Source organism: Streptomyces sp. NPDC056169 (assembly GCF_042268445.1).
In the GTDB taxonomy this organism is placed as follows: Bacteria; Actinomycetota; Actinomycetes; order Streptomycetales; family Streptomycetaceae; genus Streptomyces.
Genome location: NZ_JBHJUO010000008.1, coordinates 1 through 13,170, shown reverse-complemented (window position 1 = coordinate 13,170; position 13,170 = coordinate 1). Strand labels below are relative to the sequence as shown.

Here is a 13,170-nt window from a genome sequence, read left to right as displayed (position 1 = left end):
GTAGGGTCGCGGGGTGCGTGATACGAGTGAACTGACCGCCGCCGTCGAGCGCTTCGCCGACCGGCTGCGGGCCGCCCCGCAGAGCCGCCTCCAGCGCGGGGCGGCGGCCGAGGGGCTCGCGCTCGCCCGGGAGCTCGCGACGCGCGCCCAGCGCGCCGAGGACCCGGAGCGGGAGCCGCTGACGATGCCGGACGCGGGGGTCTTCACCGTCGCCGACCAGCTCGTCGTCGCCGGGAACGACCTGGCGGAGATCCTGCGAACGGCCCCGGCCGATTCCCGCGAGGGGGAACTGGGCGAGGCCGTGAGGCTGGTCCGGGAGGCGGCGGAGCGCTCGGGGCTCTGAGGCCGCCGGAGCTCTGGTGCTCCAGGGGCCTACGCCGCCTTGCTGCGGGGGTCACACGCCCCCGCCTTGCTGCGGGGGGTCAACACCGCCCCGCTGTGCGCTGTGCGGGCTACAGCGAGGCGATGACGCGGTCCGCCAGGATGTAGACGTTCTCCTCGTCGGTGTCGCCGTACGAGAAGGTCAGGGCGAAGGCGCCCGAGACGCCCGAGCCGCCGAGCAGGACCGGGGTGCGGCCGGCGCGCAGGGCCTCCGCGAGGCGCTCCGCGGTCTCGCGGTGCCCGGGGGTCATACAGAGCGTCGTGCCGTCCGCGAAGACGTACACGTCCAGGGTGCCGAGCGGGCCGGGGCGCACGTCGGTCAGCGCGGTACGGGTGTCCGCGAGCTCCTCCAGGCGGGACACCGTCCGCTCGTGGTCGGTGACGACCGGGGTCTGCACCGGCACGAAGTCCGGGTGCGAGGGGTGGCGGCGGCGGGCCGCGGCCAGCTCCGCGGAGTCCTCGGGGTACTCGTCCAGCGCGTCGGCGAGCTCGCCGAGGCCGTCGACACCGTCGAGCCCGCCGAGGCCGTCGAGTCCGCCGGAACCGTCGAGCGCGGCCGCCTCCGCCTCCATGGCCTCCAGGGCCATCGCCTCCAGGCCCACGAAGTCGGCCTGGCGCGGGACGAAGAAGGCGCCGTCCTCGCCCGGGCCGCCGAGGCCGCCGAGCAGGGACGGGGCGTCCGCCGCGTCACGGGCCTCCTGCGCGGCCCAGAAGGCGCGGGCCTCCGCGAGCTCGCGCTCGCGCTCCTCGGCCAGCGCTTCGGCGACCGCGGCCCGTATCTCCGCGGCGGGCGTGGCCCTGGCCGCGGGGACCGTGATGCCGCGGGCGGCCGCCAGCTCGCTGCGGAGGCCGGTGACCTCCTTGCGGAGACCGTGGACGGCGTGCAGGGCAGCAGCGCCCACGGCCGTGGCAGCGGCCGTGGTCAGCAGCAGGGCAAGAGACATGGCGCTCACTGACGTACTCCCGATTCCGAGTCGATCCCCCGACTTCCTACATCAGCTTGTCCTGGGGTGGTGCTCGCTGTCAGTGCATTACGTCACGAATTGGACAGGTATTTCGGCCGGGTGTTTAGTCCCAAAGCGCCTCTGACCTGGGAAAACGAACTCCCCCGGGACGTAGGTCACATCCTGGGGGAGATTCGGTCACGGCTCGGACGCGGAGCGGTTAGCCCCGGGCCGTCAGGACAGGCGCCGCCTTAGCTCAGCCGCTCGCTTCTTTGGTCGCGCTGAGCCTCGCCACCGCTGCGGGCAGGTGCCGCCTTCGTTCCTCAGGCGACCCCTACCCTTCGCTACGGCTCAGCTCAGCCGCTCGATGACCATGGCCATGCCCTGGCCGCCGCCGACGCACATGGTCTCCAGGCCGAACTGCTTGTCGTGGAACTGGAGGCTGTTGATGAGCGTGCCGGTGATCCGGGCGCCCGTCATGCCGAAGGGGTGGCCGACGGCGATGGCGCCACCGTTGACGTTGACCTTGTCCAGGTCCAGGCCCAGGTCCTGGTAGGACGGGATGACCTGGGCGGCGAAGGCCTCGTTGATCTCGGCGAGGTCGATGTCGCCGATGGTGAGGCCGGCGCGCTTGAGGGCCTGCTTCGACGCCTCGACCGGGCCGAGGCCCATGATCTCGGGGGAGAGGCCGGAGACGCCGGTGGAGACGATGCGGGCGAGCGGGGTCAGGCCGAGCTCGCGGGCCTTCGTGTCCGACATGATCACGAGCGCGGCGGCGCCGTCGTTCAGCGGGCAGCAGTTGGCGGCGGTGACCAGGCCGTCGGGGCGGAAGACCGGCTTGAGGCCCTGCACGCCCTCCAGGGTGACGCCGGCGCGCGGGCCGTCGTCGGCGGAGACGACGGTGCCGTCCGGGAGCGTCACCGGGGTGATCTCGCGCTCCCAGAAGCCGTTCTTGATGGCCTGCTCGGCGAGGTTCTGCGACCGTACGCCGAACTCGTCCATCTCCTGGCGGCTGATGCCCTTCCAGCGGGCCAGGTTCTCGGCGGTCTGGCCCATCGCGATGTACGCGTCCGGGACGATGCCGTCCTCGCGCGGGTCGTGCCACGTGGAGCCCTCGGAGGCCGCGACCTCGGCGGTACGGCCCTCGGCCTCGGCGAAGTACGGGTTGTGGGTGTCGGGCCAGGAGTCCGAGTTGCCCTTCGCGAAGCTGGAGACCATCTCGACACCGGCCGAGAGGAAGACGTCGCCCTCGCCGGCCTTGATGGCGTGCAGCGCCATGCGGGAGGTCTGGAGCGAGGAGGAGCAGTAGCGGGTGACCGTGCAGCCCGGCAGGTGGTCCATGCCCATCTGCACGGCGACGATCCGGCCCAGGTTGTTGCCCTGCTCGCCGCCGGGCAGACCGCAGCCCAGCATCAGGTCGTCGATGTCCCGGGGGTCGAGCTCCGGCACCTTGGCCAGGGCGGCCTGGATGATGGTCGCGGTGAGGTCGTCCGGCCGCAGGTCCTTCAGGGAGCCCTTGAAGGCCCGGCCGATGGGCGAGCGGGCGGTCGAGACGATCACGGCTTCGGGCATCACGGCTCCATGAGGGTGCGGAGTGAGCGGACTGAAAGGGAAGTTACCCGTACGTACCGCACGGGTCACCGCCCTGGCGGTGTGACGCGGGCCTCTTTTCTAAGCGAGCGCTCAGTCGGCCCGGGCGCCCTTGTGCGCAATCGTCCCGCAGGGCTGGGGCCCTGGGGGAGGGTGGGAACACGGGACGGCGCCCTGGCGGGCGCGTCCGCTCCCTGTACCCCGAGCCGTTCCCGGGCGTTCCCGGGCGGTTCCGTCACGGGTTGCGGGCGTCCTCCGGGGCCTCTTCCGAGCCTGCCTCCGGTCCGCCGGCCGCAGGCACCGGCAGTCGCCGCCTCCGGCGGTGCTTGAGCAGCGCCCACGGCGCCCGCGCGCCCGTGACCTCCGTGCCCGCCTCCTTCGCCGCCTCCGCCGCAGCCTTCGCCACCGGCAGGATGTTCTCCCGCCGCGTGGGCTCCAGCCGGTCGGTTTCCGGCCACACGCCCAGGGACGCGCACAGCGTCGGCAGCACCGCCATCGCCGCCGTCGCGTACCCCTCCGCCGACGGGTGGAAGTTGTCCACCCCGAACATCTCGCGCGGATTCGCCGCGAACTCGGGGCCGAGCAGGTCGCCCAGCGACACCGTCCGCGCGCCCTGCTCCACCACCACGATCGTCTGCGCCGCCGCCAGCTGCCGCGAGGCCCGCCGGGCCAGCCAGCGCAGCGGCTGGTAGACCGGCTCGATCGTGCCCAGGTCCGGGCAGGTCCCGACCACCACCTCCGCGCCCGCCGTCCGCAGCCGCCGCACCGCCGCCGCGAGGTGCCGCACCGACTCCGTGGGCGGCATCCGGTGCGTCACGTCGTTCGCGCCGATCATGATCACGCAGACGTCCGGCGGCCCGACCGGCCGGGCGAGGAGCAGCGACACCTGACGCTCCAGGTCGTCCGAGCGCGCTCCCGACAGCGCCACGTTCCGCAGGACCACCGGCCGCTCCGCCACCGCCGCCAGCCCCGAGGCGAGCAGCGCGCCCGGCGTCTGACCCGTGCGGCGCACCCCCTGACCCGCCGCCGTGGAATCACCCAGAAGGGCCAGTCGCAGGGGCCCCTCCGTACCGAAGGACCGGCCGTAGAGGCCGTCCGCCACCGGCGGCAGGGGTGCCGTCCCGTTCCCCACCGACCTCTTCGCCAGCTGCATCTCGGTCAGCAGCAGCCCCACCGCGGCCACACCGAGAAGCCCGATGCTCCCGCCGCCGTAGGCCGCACCCGCCGCGATCCGCCGCGCCACCCTCGCCCTCGACATGAGGCCGTCACCTCCTTCAAGCCGTTCAGGGTCTAACTGCCCCGTAAGCCGCTCCGACTACGCATACGCTGGCCACACCATTACGGAGACCCCGGAGATTACGGTGCAATTCCACGACTCGATGATCAGCCTCGTCGGCAACACCCCGCTGGTGAAGCTCAACAGCGTCACGGCGGGTATCCAAGCGACCGTCCTGGCCAAGGTCGAGTACTTCAACCCGGGCGGCTCGGTCAAGGACCGCATCGCCGTCCGCATGATCGAGGCGGCCGAGCAGAGCGGCGCGCTCAAGCCCGGCGGCACCATCGTCGAGCCCACGTCCGGCAACACCGGCGTCGGCCTCGCGATCGTGGCCCAGCAGAAGGGCTACAAGTGCATCTTCGTCTGCCCCGACAAGGTGTCCCTCGACAAGATCAACGTGCTGCGGGCGTACGGCGCGGAGGTCGTCGTCTGTCCCACCGCCGTGGATCCCGAGCACCCGGACTCGTACTACAACGTCTCGGACCGGCTCGTCCGTGAGACCCCCGGTGCCTGGAAGCCCGACCAGTACTCCAACCCGAACAACCCCCGCTCCCACTACGAGACCACCGGTCCCGAGCTCTGGGAGCAGACGGACGGGAAGATCACCCACTTCGTCGCGGGCGTCGGCACCGGCGGCACCATCTCCGGCACCGGCAACTACCTCAAGGAGGTCAGCGGCGGCTCCGTGAAGGTCGTCGGCGCCGACCCCGAGGGCTCCGTCTACTCGGGCGGCTCCGGCCGGCCGTACCTGGTCGAGGGCGTCGGCGAGGACTTCTGGCCGACCGCGTACGACCAGAACGTCACGGACCGGATCGTCGCCGTGTCCGACAAGGACTCGTTCCAGATGACCCGCCGCCTCGCCAAGGAGGAGGGCCTCCTCGTCGGCGGCTCCTGCGGCATGGCCGTCGTCGCGGCCCTGGAGGTCGCCAAGGAGCTCGGGCCCGACGACGTCGTCGTCGTCCTGCTGCCGGACTCCGGCCGCGGCTACATGTCCAAGATCTTCAGCGACGAGTGGATGGCCGGCCACGGCTTCCTGGAGGACACCTCCACCGCCACCGTCGCGGACGTCCTGCGCCACAAGGAGGGCGTCATGCCCTCCCTCGTCCACATGCACCCGGACGAGACGGTCGGCCAGGCCATCGAGGTGCTGCGCGAGTACGGCGTCTCCCAGATGCCCATCGTCAAGCCCGGCGCCGGCCACCCCGACGTCATGGCCGCCGAGGTCGTCGGCTCGGTCGTCGAGCGCGAGCTCCTCGACGCCCTCTTCACGAAGCGCGCCTCCCTGGAGGACCCGCTGGAGCGCCACATGTGCGCGCCGCTGCCGCAGGTCGGCTCCGGCGAGCCCGTCGCCGACCTGATGTCCGTCCTGGGCGAGTCCTCCGACGCGGCGATCGTCCTCGTCGAGGGCAAGCCGACCGGTGTCGTCAGCCGCCAGGACCTGCTGGCCTTCCTGGCCAACGGCGGCGCGAAGTAGGTCGTGGCGGGGTACGTGGAGCCGTTCGTACAACTGGTACGAGGGCGACACGTACCCGCAGCACCCGCTTAACACGCGTCCGGCACATTGGTGGTTGTCGGCGTCACGGACTTCCGGAGCGGCTCCCGGGCCTCCACAGACGCCGCGGACGCGGAGACCGGCCCTGACCCGGGCCCGTGTCCCACGCGGGGACCGCCGTCGTCCCGCCCCCCTTCACCGGGGGTGCGGCGGTCCCCGCGTCACGCTTCTTCCCCGCGCGGCTCTCCTCTGCGCGGTTCTCCTTTCCCGCGCCGCTCTCCTTCCGCCGCGCGCGGCCCTCCTTCCCCGCGCCGCCCTTCTCCTGTGGCTGCCCTTCCCTCGCCCGTTCCCCTCCCGGGGCCCGGCTGCATATCCTTATGCAGAGATATTCGCGGGTGAATAGGTGGAAGGGGGACGGACGGCATGAGCGACAGCCCGGCCGGACGGCTGCAGGCGCTCTTCGAGGGGCACCGGCTGACGCCGACGCAGCGACGGATCGCGCACTGCATGGTGCGGCGCGCCGCCGACGTGCCCTTCCTGTCCAGCGTCGAGCTCGCCGAGCTCGCCGGGGTCAGCCAGCCGTCCGTCACCCGCTTCGCCGTCGCGCTCGGCTTCGACGGGTACCCGGCGCTCCGCCGGCACCTGCGGGAGGTCGCGCCCCCGGAACCCGGCGCCGCCGAGGGGGAGCGCGCGGGGGAAAACGAGTACCAGCAGGCCGTGCTCGCCGAGATCGAGAACCTCCGGCACCTCGCCGGGCTGCTCGCCGACCCCCGGCCCGTCGAACGGGCCGGCCGGGTCCTCGCCGCCTCCCGCCCGCTGCTCGTGCTCGGCCTGCGGGCCGCCTCCTCGCAGGCGCGCGGCTTCGCCTACTTCGCCGCCAAGGTGCACCCCGACGTCCGGCTCCTCGACGAGGGCGGCTCGATGCTCACGGACCGCGTCGACGCGGCCGTACGGGCCGGGGCCACGGCGCTGCTCTGCTTCGCCCTGCCCCGGCACCCCCGGGAGGTCGTGGAGGCCCTGGAGTACGCGCGGGCGGCCGGGCTCACGGTCGTGGCCGTCGCCGACTCGGCCTTCGCGCCCGTCGCCGCCCACAGCGACCTGCTGATCCCGGCCGCCGTCGGCACGGGGCTCGCCTTCGACACCGCCTGCGCGCCGATGATGCTCGGCCGGGTCCTCCTGGAGGCCATGGCGGACGAACTCCCGGACGCGCAGGCGCGTCTGGAGGAGTTCGACAGCAAGGCGGCCGCGCGGGGCCTGTTCGTCGAGTAGCCGGGCAGGGCGCGCGCGGAGGCGTCGCGCGCGTCAGACCTGGAGCTCGGCCGCGATCTTCTTGAGCTGGTGGCGGGCCATCGCGAGGTTCGAGCGCTCCTTGTCCAGGGCGAGGTACAGGAACAGGCCGTTCGAGCCCTGGCCCTTGAGCAGCAGGATCAGGTGGTACTGCCGGCCGAGGGTGATCAGGATGTCCTCGATCGCGTCGCCGAGGCCGAGCATCTCCATCGCCCGGGCCTTGGCCCGGACCACGTCGGTGTTGCCCGCCGCGGCCACGTTCAGGTCGAGCTCCTTGCTGCCGCCGATGGTGCCGAGCGCCATGCCGCTCGTGTAGTCGACGAGCGCCGCGCCGATGGCGCCGTCGATCGCGGCGGCTTCCTTGAGGGAGGTCTCGGTGTTCGCCATGGTGTCGCACTTCCTTTTCGTGATCTTCTGTGTGATTTTCTGCGTGAGCTGCTTGAGCTTCTTGAGGTGTGTCAGGAGTCGGTTCAGGTCGGGTCCCTGCGCTCCAGCGCCCCGTCGACGAGCTCTCCTATCCGGGCGCTGGACCTGCGGGCCTCCAGGTGGAGCCGCCCCACGTTGATCCGGGGCTCCGCGAGGAGCGTCAGGACGGCCGCGCCGCCCGCCGCGTACGTCGCCACGTAACCGCTCTCGCCGCGGACGAGGAGCTCGCGGAAGCGGCCCTGGCCCGTGCAGTCGGTCAGCCGCTGTCCGACGCCGAGCGCCGCCGCCGTCAGCGCGGCCACGCTCTCGGCCTCGCCGTCGACGGTGTCGTGGGCGAGCACGAGGCCGTCGGCGCTGGCGGCGAGGGCTCCGGTCAGCTGGGGCAGCCGCGCCCGCAGCCGTCTGAGCTCGCCGAGGACCTCGGTTTCTGCCGTCATGAGCTGTTTCCTTTCGGCGCGCAGGCGCAGGGCACGCCTCATCACAGGTGTGCCTCCAGGGCGTCACGGAGCCGGCGCAGCAGGGCGATGTCGGGGTCCGCCACCGGCACGGCGGACAGGGGGAGGGGCAGCGGTACGGACTCGGGGCCGGGCTCCGGGTCCGGCGGGGTCTCGACGAGCCCGGCCGCGGCGAGCCGCCGGATGTCGAGGAGCGTGTGGAAGGCGGGGCGGCCGAGCAGCCGGGCGAGTTCCGCCGGGGTCCGCTCCCCGTCGGCGGCGGCGAGCAGGGCCCGCTGCCGGGCCCCGACGGTCTGGCCGGGGGCGGCGGGGCGCGGGACGACCGGGGCGCTGTCGACGGAGGCGTACGGCCAGACGGCGTCGAGGAGTTCGCGGCGGCGGAGGGTCTCGCGCTCGACGGCCTCGGCGGAGACCGGTCGCACCGTGCCGAACCAGTGGCCCACCCCGTACCGGAAGCGGGTCGGCCCGCTGGTGGGGGAGAGGGCGAAGAAGGCCGCGTCGAAGACGGCGCCGAGGTGGCAGATCTCCAGCTCGCCGTCGTGCAGCCGGCCGCTGTCGACGAGGAAGCGGCCGACGGCGCGGTGGGCGCCGGCCCGGTCGACGGCCTCGTCCCAGCCCTCGCGGGGGAGGCGTCCGCCGGTGGTCAGGAGGACGTCGACGCCGGGGGCGGCGGGGCTCTCGGCGTGCACGACACGGCCGTCGACGAGGTAGAGCGTGCCGTGGTCGCGCAGCAGCGCGCCGGTGGCCTTCTCGGCGGCGAGCCGGACCAGCATCGGGGAGACCGGGGGAGCGGGCGGCCCTGGGGCGGGAGCGGCGGCGGGGGCCGTGGCGGCGGGGCTCATCCGAGGACCAGCCTCTCGGCGAGGTCGCGGAGGCGTATGCGGGCGAGGGCGAGGTTGCCGGTGTCGCGGTCGAGCCAGAGATGGAGGAAGACGCTGCTGTCGAAGGAGGTCTCGACGAAGCGGAGCACGTGGTAGCCGGCGCGGGTGGTGACGATCAGATCCTCGACGGGCGGGCCGGGCGGGCCGGGTGGGCCGGGCGAGTCGGGTGAGCCGGGTGGGGGATCCGTCTCCCCCGCTATCGCGAAGGAGTCGAACTCGGCCGCTGCGCGGGCGAGTTCGGCGGTCTCGGCGGCCGTCGTCTCGTGGTCTCCGGTCGGGGACTCGCCCGCCGTCCCGAGGGCGAGCCCGCTGGTCCAGTCGACCAGGGAGGCTCCGCGAGCGCCTGGCAGGGCCATGGCCTCCAGCAGGCACTCGTCGATTCCGGGCACGCGGATTCCCCTCCCGATACGGCGCGCGAACGAACGGCGGTGACCGCGACGTTACTGAACGTTCCGGCCCGTGGGGGTCGTTCTGGCATTTTCCATCGGAACATGCCGGAGGCTGGCGGGAATTGACCGATCCGTTTGCCTCAGGCGTGGGACTCGACGGCGTTCGCGATGTCGGAGAGGTCCTTCGCGAGCGCCTTGGCGACGGCCTTGGCGCCGAAGCGGGCGAGCAGCCGGGCGACGAAACCGGGGGTGCGGCCCTGCGCCGGGCGGGCCGAGAACGCCATCCGCAGGGTCGTGGCGCCCTCGCCGTCGGCCGTGAGGGTGAGCTCGGAGACGTAGTGCATGCCGTGCGAGTCGGCGACCGTGACGTACCGGTCGGGCGGCTCGCACTCGGTCACGGTCATCACCTCCGTCGCCTCCTTGCCGAGCATCCGCCGCGTCTCGCGCCAGCGCGTACCCACGGCGAAGCCTCCCTCGGTGAGCACCTCGACCTTCTCGACGCCCGAGAGGACGCGGGGCATGTCCCGGAGGTCGGTGATCGCCTCCCAGACGCGCCCGGGGGAGGCGGCGACCCGGCGCTCGACGACGACGGAGGTGGTGTCCGTACCCGTTCCAGTCATGTCCTCATCGAACCGGGGCCGCCGCGCCCGCGCTACCCGGCGCACGCGTCCGGCGTGCCTTCCGCCGGGCTTTCCGCCGTGCCGTCCGCCATGCCTTCCGCCGTGCTTCCCGCCGTGCTTCCCGCCGCGCTTTCCGCCGGGATTCCGGCGCTACCGGACCAGCGCGTCCGGCTGCGCCCCGCCCGCCTCCGCGACGATCTCGTCGAGCGTCTGGGCCTTCCGGACGGTCGAGAAGGTGACGGCCCCGTCGTCGGCCACCGTGAAGCCGTGGATCCCGGGCCGGGGCAGGCTGTTGTACGCGTAGTGGTGGGCGAAGTAGTACGCGCCGGTGTCCGGGACCGCGACCACGTCGCCGGGATGCAGCAGCGGCAGCGCCCGGCCGGTGGCGAGCAGGTCCCCGGCGAAGCAGGCGGGGCCCGCCACGTCCTGGACGGTGACGTCCCCGGCGCGGGGGCGGCCCTCGGCGTCGTACGCGAGGATCCGCAGCGGCCAGGAGTCGGGGGCGTAGACCGTACGGGTGGCGAGCTGGACGCCCGCGTGGGTGACGGCGATCGGGCGGCCGCCGGAGGTCTTCGTGTACTCGACCCGCGCGAGGACCGTGCCGTGCTTGGCGAGCAGGGAGCGGCCGAACTCGGTGACCAGGCGGTAGCGGCCGTCGAGGAGGCCGGGGGCGGTGTCGGCGAGCAGCCGGGCGTACTCGGCGTACGTCGGCGTCTCCTCGTCGGAGGCGAAGTTGACCGGCAGGCCGCCGCCGATGTCGAGGGTGTCGATCTGCTGCCGGCCCGCCTTGTGGTTGATCTCCTCGGCGAGCGCGTACGCCTCTCCGACGCCCTCCGCCATCAGGGCGAGCGGAACGCCCTGGGAGCCGGTGTGGGTGTGCAGCCGGGTCAGCCAGGGGCGGTCCAGGTACGCCTGGACGACGGTGGCGCGGGCGCCCTCGTCGCGGAGCGCCACGCCGAACTTGGAGGTGGCGGTCGCGGTCGAGAGCGCACCGATGGAACCGGCTCCGACCTGCGGATTCACCCGGAGACCGAGGGGTGAGGCGGTGGGCGCGGACGCGACGAGCGCGTCGAGCCGGTCCAGCTCCTGGAGGTTGTCGGCGTTGACGGCGATCCCGAGCGCGAGGGCCTGGCGCAGCTCGGCCGGGGTCTTCGCGGGGGAGTCGAGCACGGTGTGGGTGGGCGGGATCCCGGCGGCGCGGGCGAGGGCGAGCTCACCGGGGCTGGCGACCTCGACGCCGAGCCCCGCGGCGTGGAGGAGGCGCAGGACGGGGACGAGCGGGGCGGCCTTGACGGCGAAGGCGTGGAGGACGTGGGCGTCGGTGACGGCGGCGAATGCGCTGGTCAGGGCGGCGGCGGAGGCGCGGATGCCGACGGTGTCGAGGAGGGCGACGACCGGCTCGCCGGGGGAGAGGAGTCCTTGGTCGACGGAGGCTCGGACGGCGAGATCACGACGGTAGGAGGCCATACGGCCCATCCCATCACTCCGTCTCACCGGGATGGGTGAAGCCCGTCCTGTTGACTACAACTATTCAGCGCGCCAAGATGTGAATATCTGATCGACATTCGAGGAGGCACCCCCATGTCAGGACCCCGCCCCGTCCGAGCAGCACGCGGTACGGAACTGAGCGCCCTGGGATGGCAGCAGGAAGCCGCCCTCCGGATGCTCCAGAACAACCTCGACCCCGAGGTCGCCGAGCACCCCGACAAGCTCGTCGTCTACGGCGGCACCGGCAAGGCCGCCCGCGACTGGCGCTCGTACGACGCCATGGTCCGCACCCTGCGCACCCTGAAGCAGGACGAGACGATGCTCGTCCAGTCCGGCCGCCCCGTCGGTGTCATGCAGACCCACGAGTGGGCCCCGCGCGTCCTCATCGCCAACTCCAACCTGGTCGGCGACTGGGCGAACTGGGAGGAGTTCCGGCGCCTGGAGCAGCTCGGCCTCACCATGTACGGCCAGATGACCGCCGGCTCCTGGATCTACATCGGCACCCAGGGCATCCTCCAGGGCACGTACGAGACCTTCGCCGCCGTCGCCGCGAAGAAGTTCAACGGCACCCTGGCCGGCACCATCACCCTCACCGCCGGCCTCGGCGGCATGGGCGGCGCCCAGCCGCTCGCCGTGACGATGAACGACGGCGTCGCCATCTGCATCGACGTCGACCCGCGCGCCATCGAGCGCCGCATCGAGCACCGCTACCTGGACGTCAAGGCCGACAACCTCGCCCACGCCCTCCAGCTGGCGACCGAGGCCCGCGACGCCCGCCGCCCGCTCTCCATCGGCCTCCTCGGCAACGCCGCCGAGCTGCTCCCGCAGATGCTCGCCGAGGGCGCCCCGATCGACATCGTGACCGACCAGACCTCGGCCCACGACCCGCTCGCCTACCTCCCGGTCGGCATCGCCTTCGAGGACATGGCCGACGCGGCCGCCAAGGACCCGGCCGGCTTCACCGTCCGCGCCCGCGAGTCCATGGCCAAGCACGTCGAGGCCATGGTCGGCTTCATGGACGCCGGCTCCGAGGTCTTCGACTACGGCAACTCGATCCGCGGCGAGGCGCAGCTCGCCGGCTACGACCGGGCCTTCGCCTTCCCCGGCTTCGTCCCCGCCTACATCCGCCCGCTGTTCTGCGAGGGCAAGGGCCCGTTCCGCTGGGCCGCCCTCTCCGGCGAGGCCTCCGACATCCACAAGACGGACAAGGCGCTCCTGGAGCTCTTCCCGGAGAACGAGTCCCTGCACCGCTGGATCAAGATGGCCGGCGAGCGCGTCCACTTCCAGGGCCTCCCGGCGCGCATCTGCTGGCTCGGCCAGGGCGAGCGCGACAAGGCCGGCGACATGTTCAACGACATGGTCGCCAACGGCACCCTCGCCGCCCCGCTCGCGATCGGCCGCGACCACCTCGACTGCGGCTCGGTGGCCTCCCCGTACCGCGAGACCGAGGCCATGCTCGACGGCTCCGACGCCATCGCCGACTGGCCGCTGCTCAACGCCATGGTCAACGTCGCCTCCGGCGCCTCCTGGGTCTCGATCCACCACGGCGGCGGCGTCGGCATGGGCCGCTCCATCCACGCGGGCCAGGTCACGGTCGCCGACGGCACCCCGCTGGCCGGCGAGAAGATCCGCCGCGTCCTCACCAACGACCCGGGCATGGGCGTCATCCGCCACGTCGACGCGGGCTACGACATCGCCGAGCGGGTCGCCGACGAGAAGGGCGTCCGCGTCCCGATGCGCGAGGGCGACACCGAGGGCGACACGAAGGGCGACACCGAGAGCCACACCGCGTCCGAGGCCTCCGCGTGAGCGCGAGCTTCCACGCCATGTGGCAGTCGCGGGGGGCCCACCGCCCCCGCCCCCCCCCCGGGGGGGGCCCCCCCGACCCCCGGGCGGGGGCCCCCCCCCGCGGGCCCGGCGGGGGTGCGGGGGAGGGCGCGG

The 13,170-nt window shown here is 73.1% G+C and carries 13 protein-coding genes; 4 read left to right on the top strand and 9 right to left on the bottom strand.

Annotation, left to right across the window (positions count from 1 at the left end; all coding sequences use genetic code 11):
* Positions 1-13: 13 nt before the first annotated feature.
* On the top strand, positions 14-343 hold the full coding sequence (locus tag ACFC0G_RS14330) for a hypothetical protein (RefSeq protein ID WP_376402441.1): 330 nt from the start codon (positions 14-16) through the stop codon (positions 341-343).
* Between the two features lie 109 nt (positions 344-452).
* Here the strand turns inward: ACFC0G_RS14330 and ACFC0G_RS14325 are convergent, their stop codons facing one another.
* From ACFC0G_RS14325 to ACFC0G_RS14315, 3 genes are all read right to left on the bottom strand, one after another.
* Entirely contained in the window at positions 453-1,325 is an 873-nt protein-coding gene (locus ACFC0G_RS14325; protein ID WP_376402438.1) for a hypothetical protein, read from the bottom strand.
* A gap of 351 nt (positions 1,326-1,676) precedes the next feature.
* A complete protein-coding gene (locus ACFC0G_RS14320; protein ID WP_376402435.1) occupies positions 1,677-2,897 on the bottom strand; it encodes an acetyl-CoA C-acetyltransferase in 1,221 nt (406 codons plus the stop codon).
* 253 nt (positions 2,898-3,150) lie between these two features.
* Complete coding sequence (locus ACFC0G_RS14315; RefSeq protein ID WP_376402432.1) at positions 3,151-4,173, bottom strand: SGNH/GDSL hydrolase family protein; 1,023 nt, start codon at positions 4,171-4,173, stop codon at positions 3,151-3,153.
* A 103-nt stretch (positions 4,174-4,276) separates the two neighbouring features.
* Between ACFC0G_RS14315 and ACFC0G_RS14310 the strand changes: the two genes are divergently transcribed.
* Positions 4,277-5,665 (top strand): cystathionine beta-synthase, encoded by a 1,389-nt coding sequence (locus tag ACFC0G_RS14310; protein WP_376402430.1) that lies wholly within the window; start codon positions 4,277-4,279, stop codon positions 5,663-5,665.
* A gap of 441 nt (positions 5,666-6,106) precedes the next feature.
* Positions 6,107-6,952 (top strand): MurR/RpiR family transcriptional regulator, encoded by an 846-nt coding sequence (locus ACFC0G_RS14305; RefSeq protein ID WP_376402427.1) that lies wholly within the window; start codon positions 6,107-6,109, stop codon positions 6,950-6,952.
* Between the two features lie 33 nt (positions 6,953-6,985).
* Here ACFC0G_RS14305 and ACFC0G_RS14300 read toward each other — a convergent pair whose 3' ends face one another.
* The 6 genes from ACFC0G_RS14300 to ACFC0G_RS14275 all read right to left on the bottom strand — a co-directional run bounded on the left by ACFC0G_RS14300 (position 6,986) and on the right by ACFC0G_RS14275 (position 11,217).
* Positions 6,986-7,357: a hypothetical protein gene (locus ACFC0G_RS14300; protein WP_376402424.1), complete on the bottom strand. Its 372-nt coding sequence runs from the start codon at positions 7,355-7,357 to the stop codon at positions 6,986-6,988.
* A gap of 83 nt (positions 7,358-7,440) precedes the next feature.
* Entirely contained in the window at positions 7,441-7,833 is a 393-nt protein-coding gene (locus tag ACFC0G_RS14295) for a roadblock/LC7 domain-containing protein (protein ID WP_376402421.1), read from the bottom strand.
* 41 nt (positions 7,834-7,874) lie between these two features.
* Positions 7,875-8,693, bottom strand: a complete 819-nt coding sequence (locus ACFC0G_RS14290; protein ID WP_376402418.1) for a transcriptional regulator — start codon at positions 8,691-8,693, stop codon at positions 7,875-7,877.
* Positions 8,690-9,121, bottom strand: a complete 432-nt coding sequence (locus ACFC0G_RS14285; RefSeq protein WP_376402415.1) for a hypothetical protein — start codon at positions 9,119-9,121, stop codon at positions 8,690-8,692. Before ACFC0G_RS14285 ends, ACFC0G_RS14290 begins: the two co-directional genes overlap by 4 nt.
* A 140-nt stretch (positions 9,122-9,261) precedes the next feature.
* Positions 9,262-9,741, bottom strand: coding sequence for an SRPBCC family protein (locus ACFC0G_RS14280; protein ID WP_376402412.1), 480 nt, complete (start codon positions 9,739-9,741; stop codon positions 9,262-9,264).
* A 150-nt stretch (positions 9,742-9,891) separates the two neighbouring features.
* Entirely contained in the window at positions 9,892-11,217 is a 1,326-nt protein-coding gene (locus ACFC0G_RS14275; protein ID WP_376402409.1) for a diaminopimelate decarboxylase, read from the bottom strand.
* Between the two features lie 105 nt (positions 11,218-11,322).
* Here ACFC0G_RS14275 and hutU point away from each other — a divergent pair, with 105 nt between their 5' ends.
* A complete protein-coding gene (gene hutU, locus ACFC0G_RS14270; RefSeq protein WP_376402408.1) occupies positions 11,323-13,038 on the top strand; it encodes a urocanate hydratase in 1,716 nt (571 codons plus the stop codon).
* The last annotated feature ends 132 nt before the right edge of the window (positions 13,039-13,170 follow it).

What these genes read in the sequence shown, in the direction of transcription:
- ACFC0G_RS14325 (WP_376402438.1), bottom strand. Translation starts at nt 1,325, where the DNA reads ATGTCTCTTGCCCTGCTGCTGACCACGGCCGCTGCCACGGCCGTGGGC.
- ACFC0G_RS14320 (WP_376402435.1), bottom strand. Translation starts at nt 2,897, where the DNA reads ATGCCCGAAGCCGTGATCGTCTCGACCGCCCGCTCGCCCATCGGCCGG.
- ACFC0G_RS14315 (WP_376402432.1), bottom strand. Translation starts at nt 4,173, where the DNA reads ATGTCGAGGGCGAGGGTGGCGCGGCGGATCGCGGCGGGTGCGGCCTAC.
- ACFC0G_RS14305 (WP_376402427.1), top strand. Translation starts at nt 6,107, where the DNA reads ATGAGCGACAGCCCGGCCGGACGGCTGCAGGCGCTCTTCGAGGGGCAC.
- ACFC0G_RS14300 (WP_376402424.1), bottom strand. Translation starts at nt 7,357, where the DNA reads ATGGCGAACACCGAGACCTCCCTCAAGGAAGCCGCCGCGATCGACGGC.
- ACFC0G_RS14295 (WP_376402421.1), bottom strand. Translation starts at nt 7,833, where the DNA reads ATGACGGCAGAAACCGAGGTCCTCGGCGAGCTCAGACGGCTGCGGGCG.
- ACFC0G_RS14290 (WP_376402418.1), bottom strand. Translation starts at nt 8,693, where the DNA reads ATGAGCCCCGCCGCCACGGCCCCCGCCGCCGCTCCCGCCCCAGGGCCG.
- ACFC0G_RS14280 (WP_376402412.1), bottom strand. Translation starts at nt 9,741, where the DNA reads ATGACTGGAACGGGTACGGACACCACCTCCGTCGTCGTCGAGCGCCGG.
- ACFC0G_RS14275 (WP_376402409.1), bottom strand. Translation starts at nt 11,217, where the DNA reads ATGGGCCGTATGGCCTCCTACCGTCGTGATCTCGCCGTCCGAGCCTCC.
- hutU (WP_376402408.1), top strand. Translation starts at nt 11,323, where the DNA reads ATGTCAGGACCCCGCCCCGTCCGAGCAGCACGCGGTACGGAACTGAGC.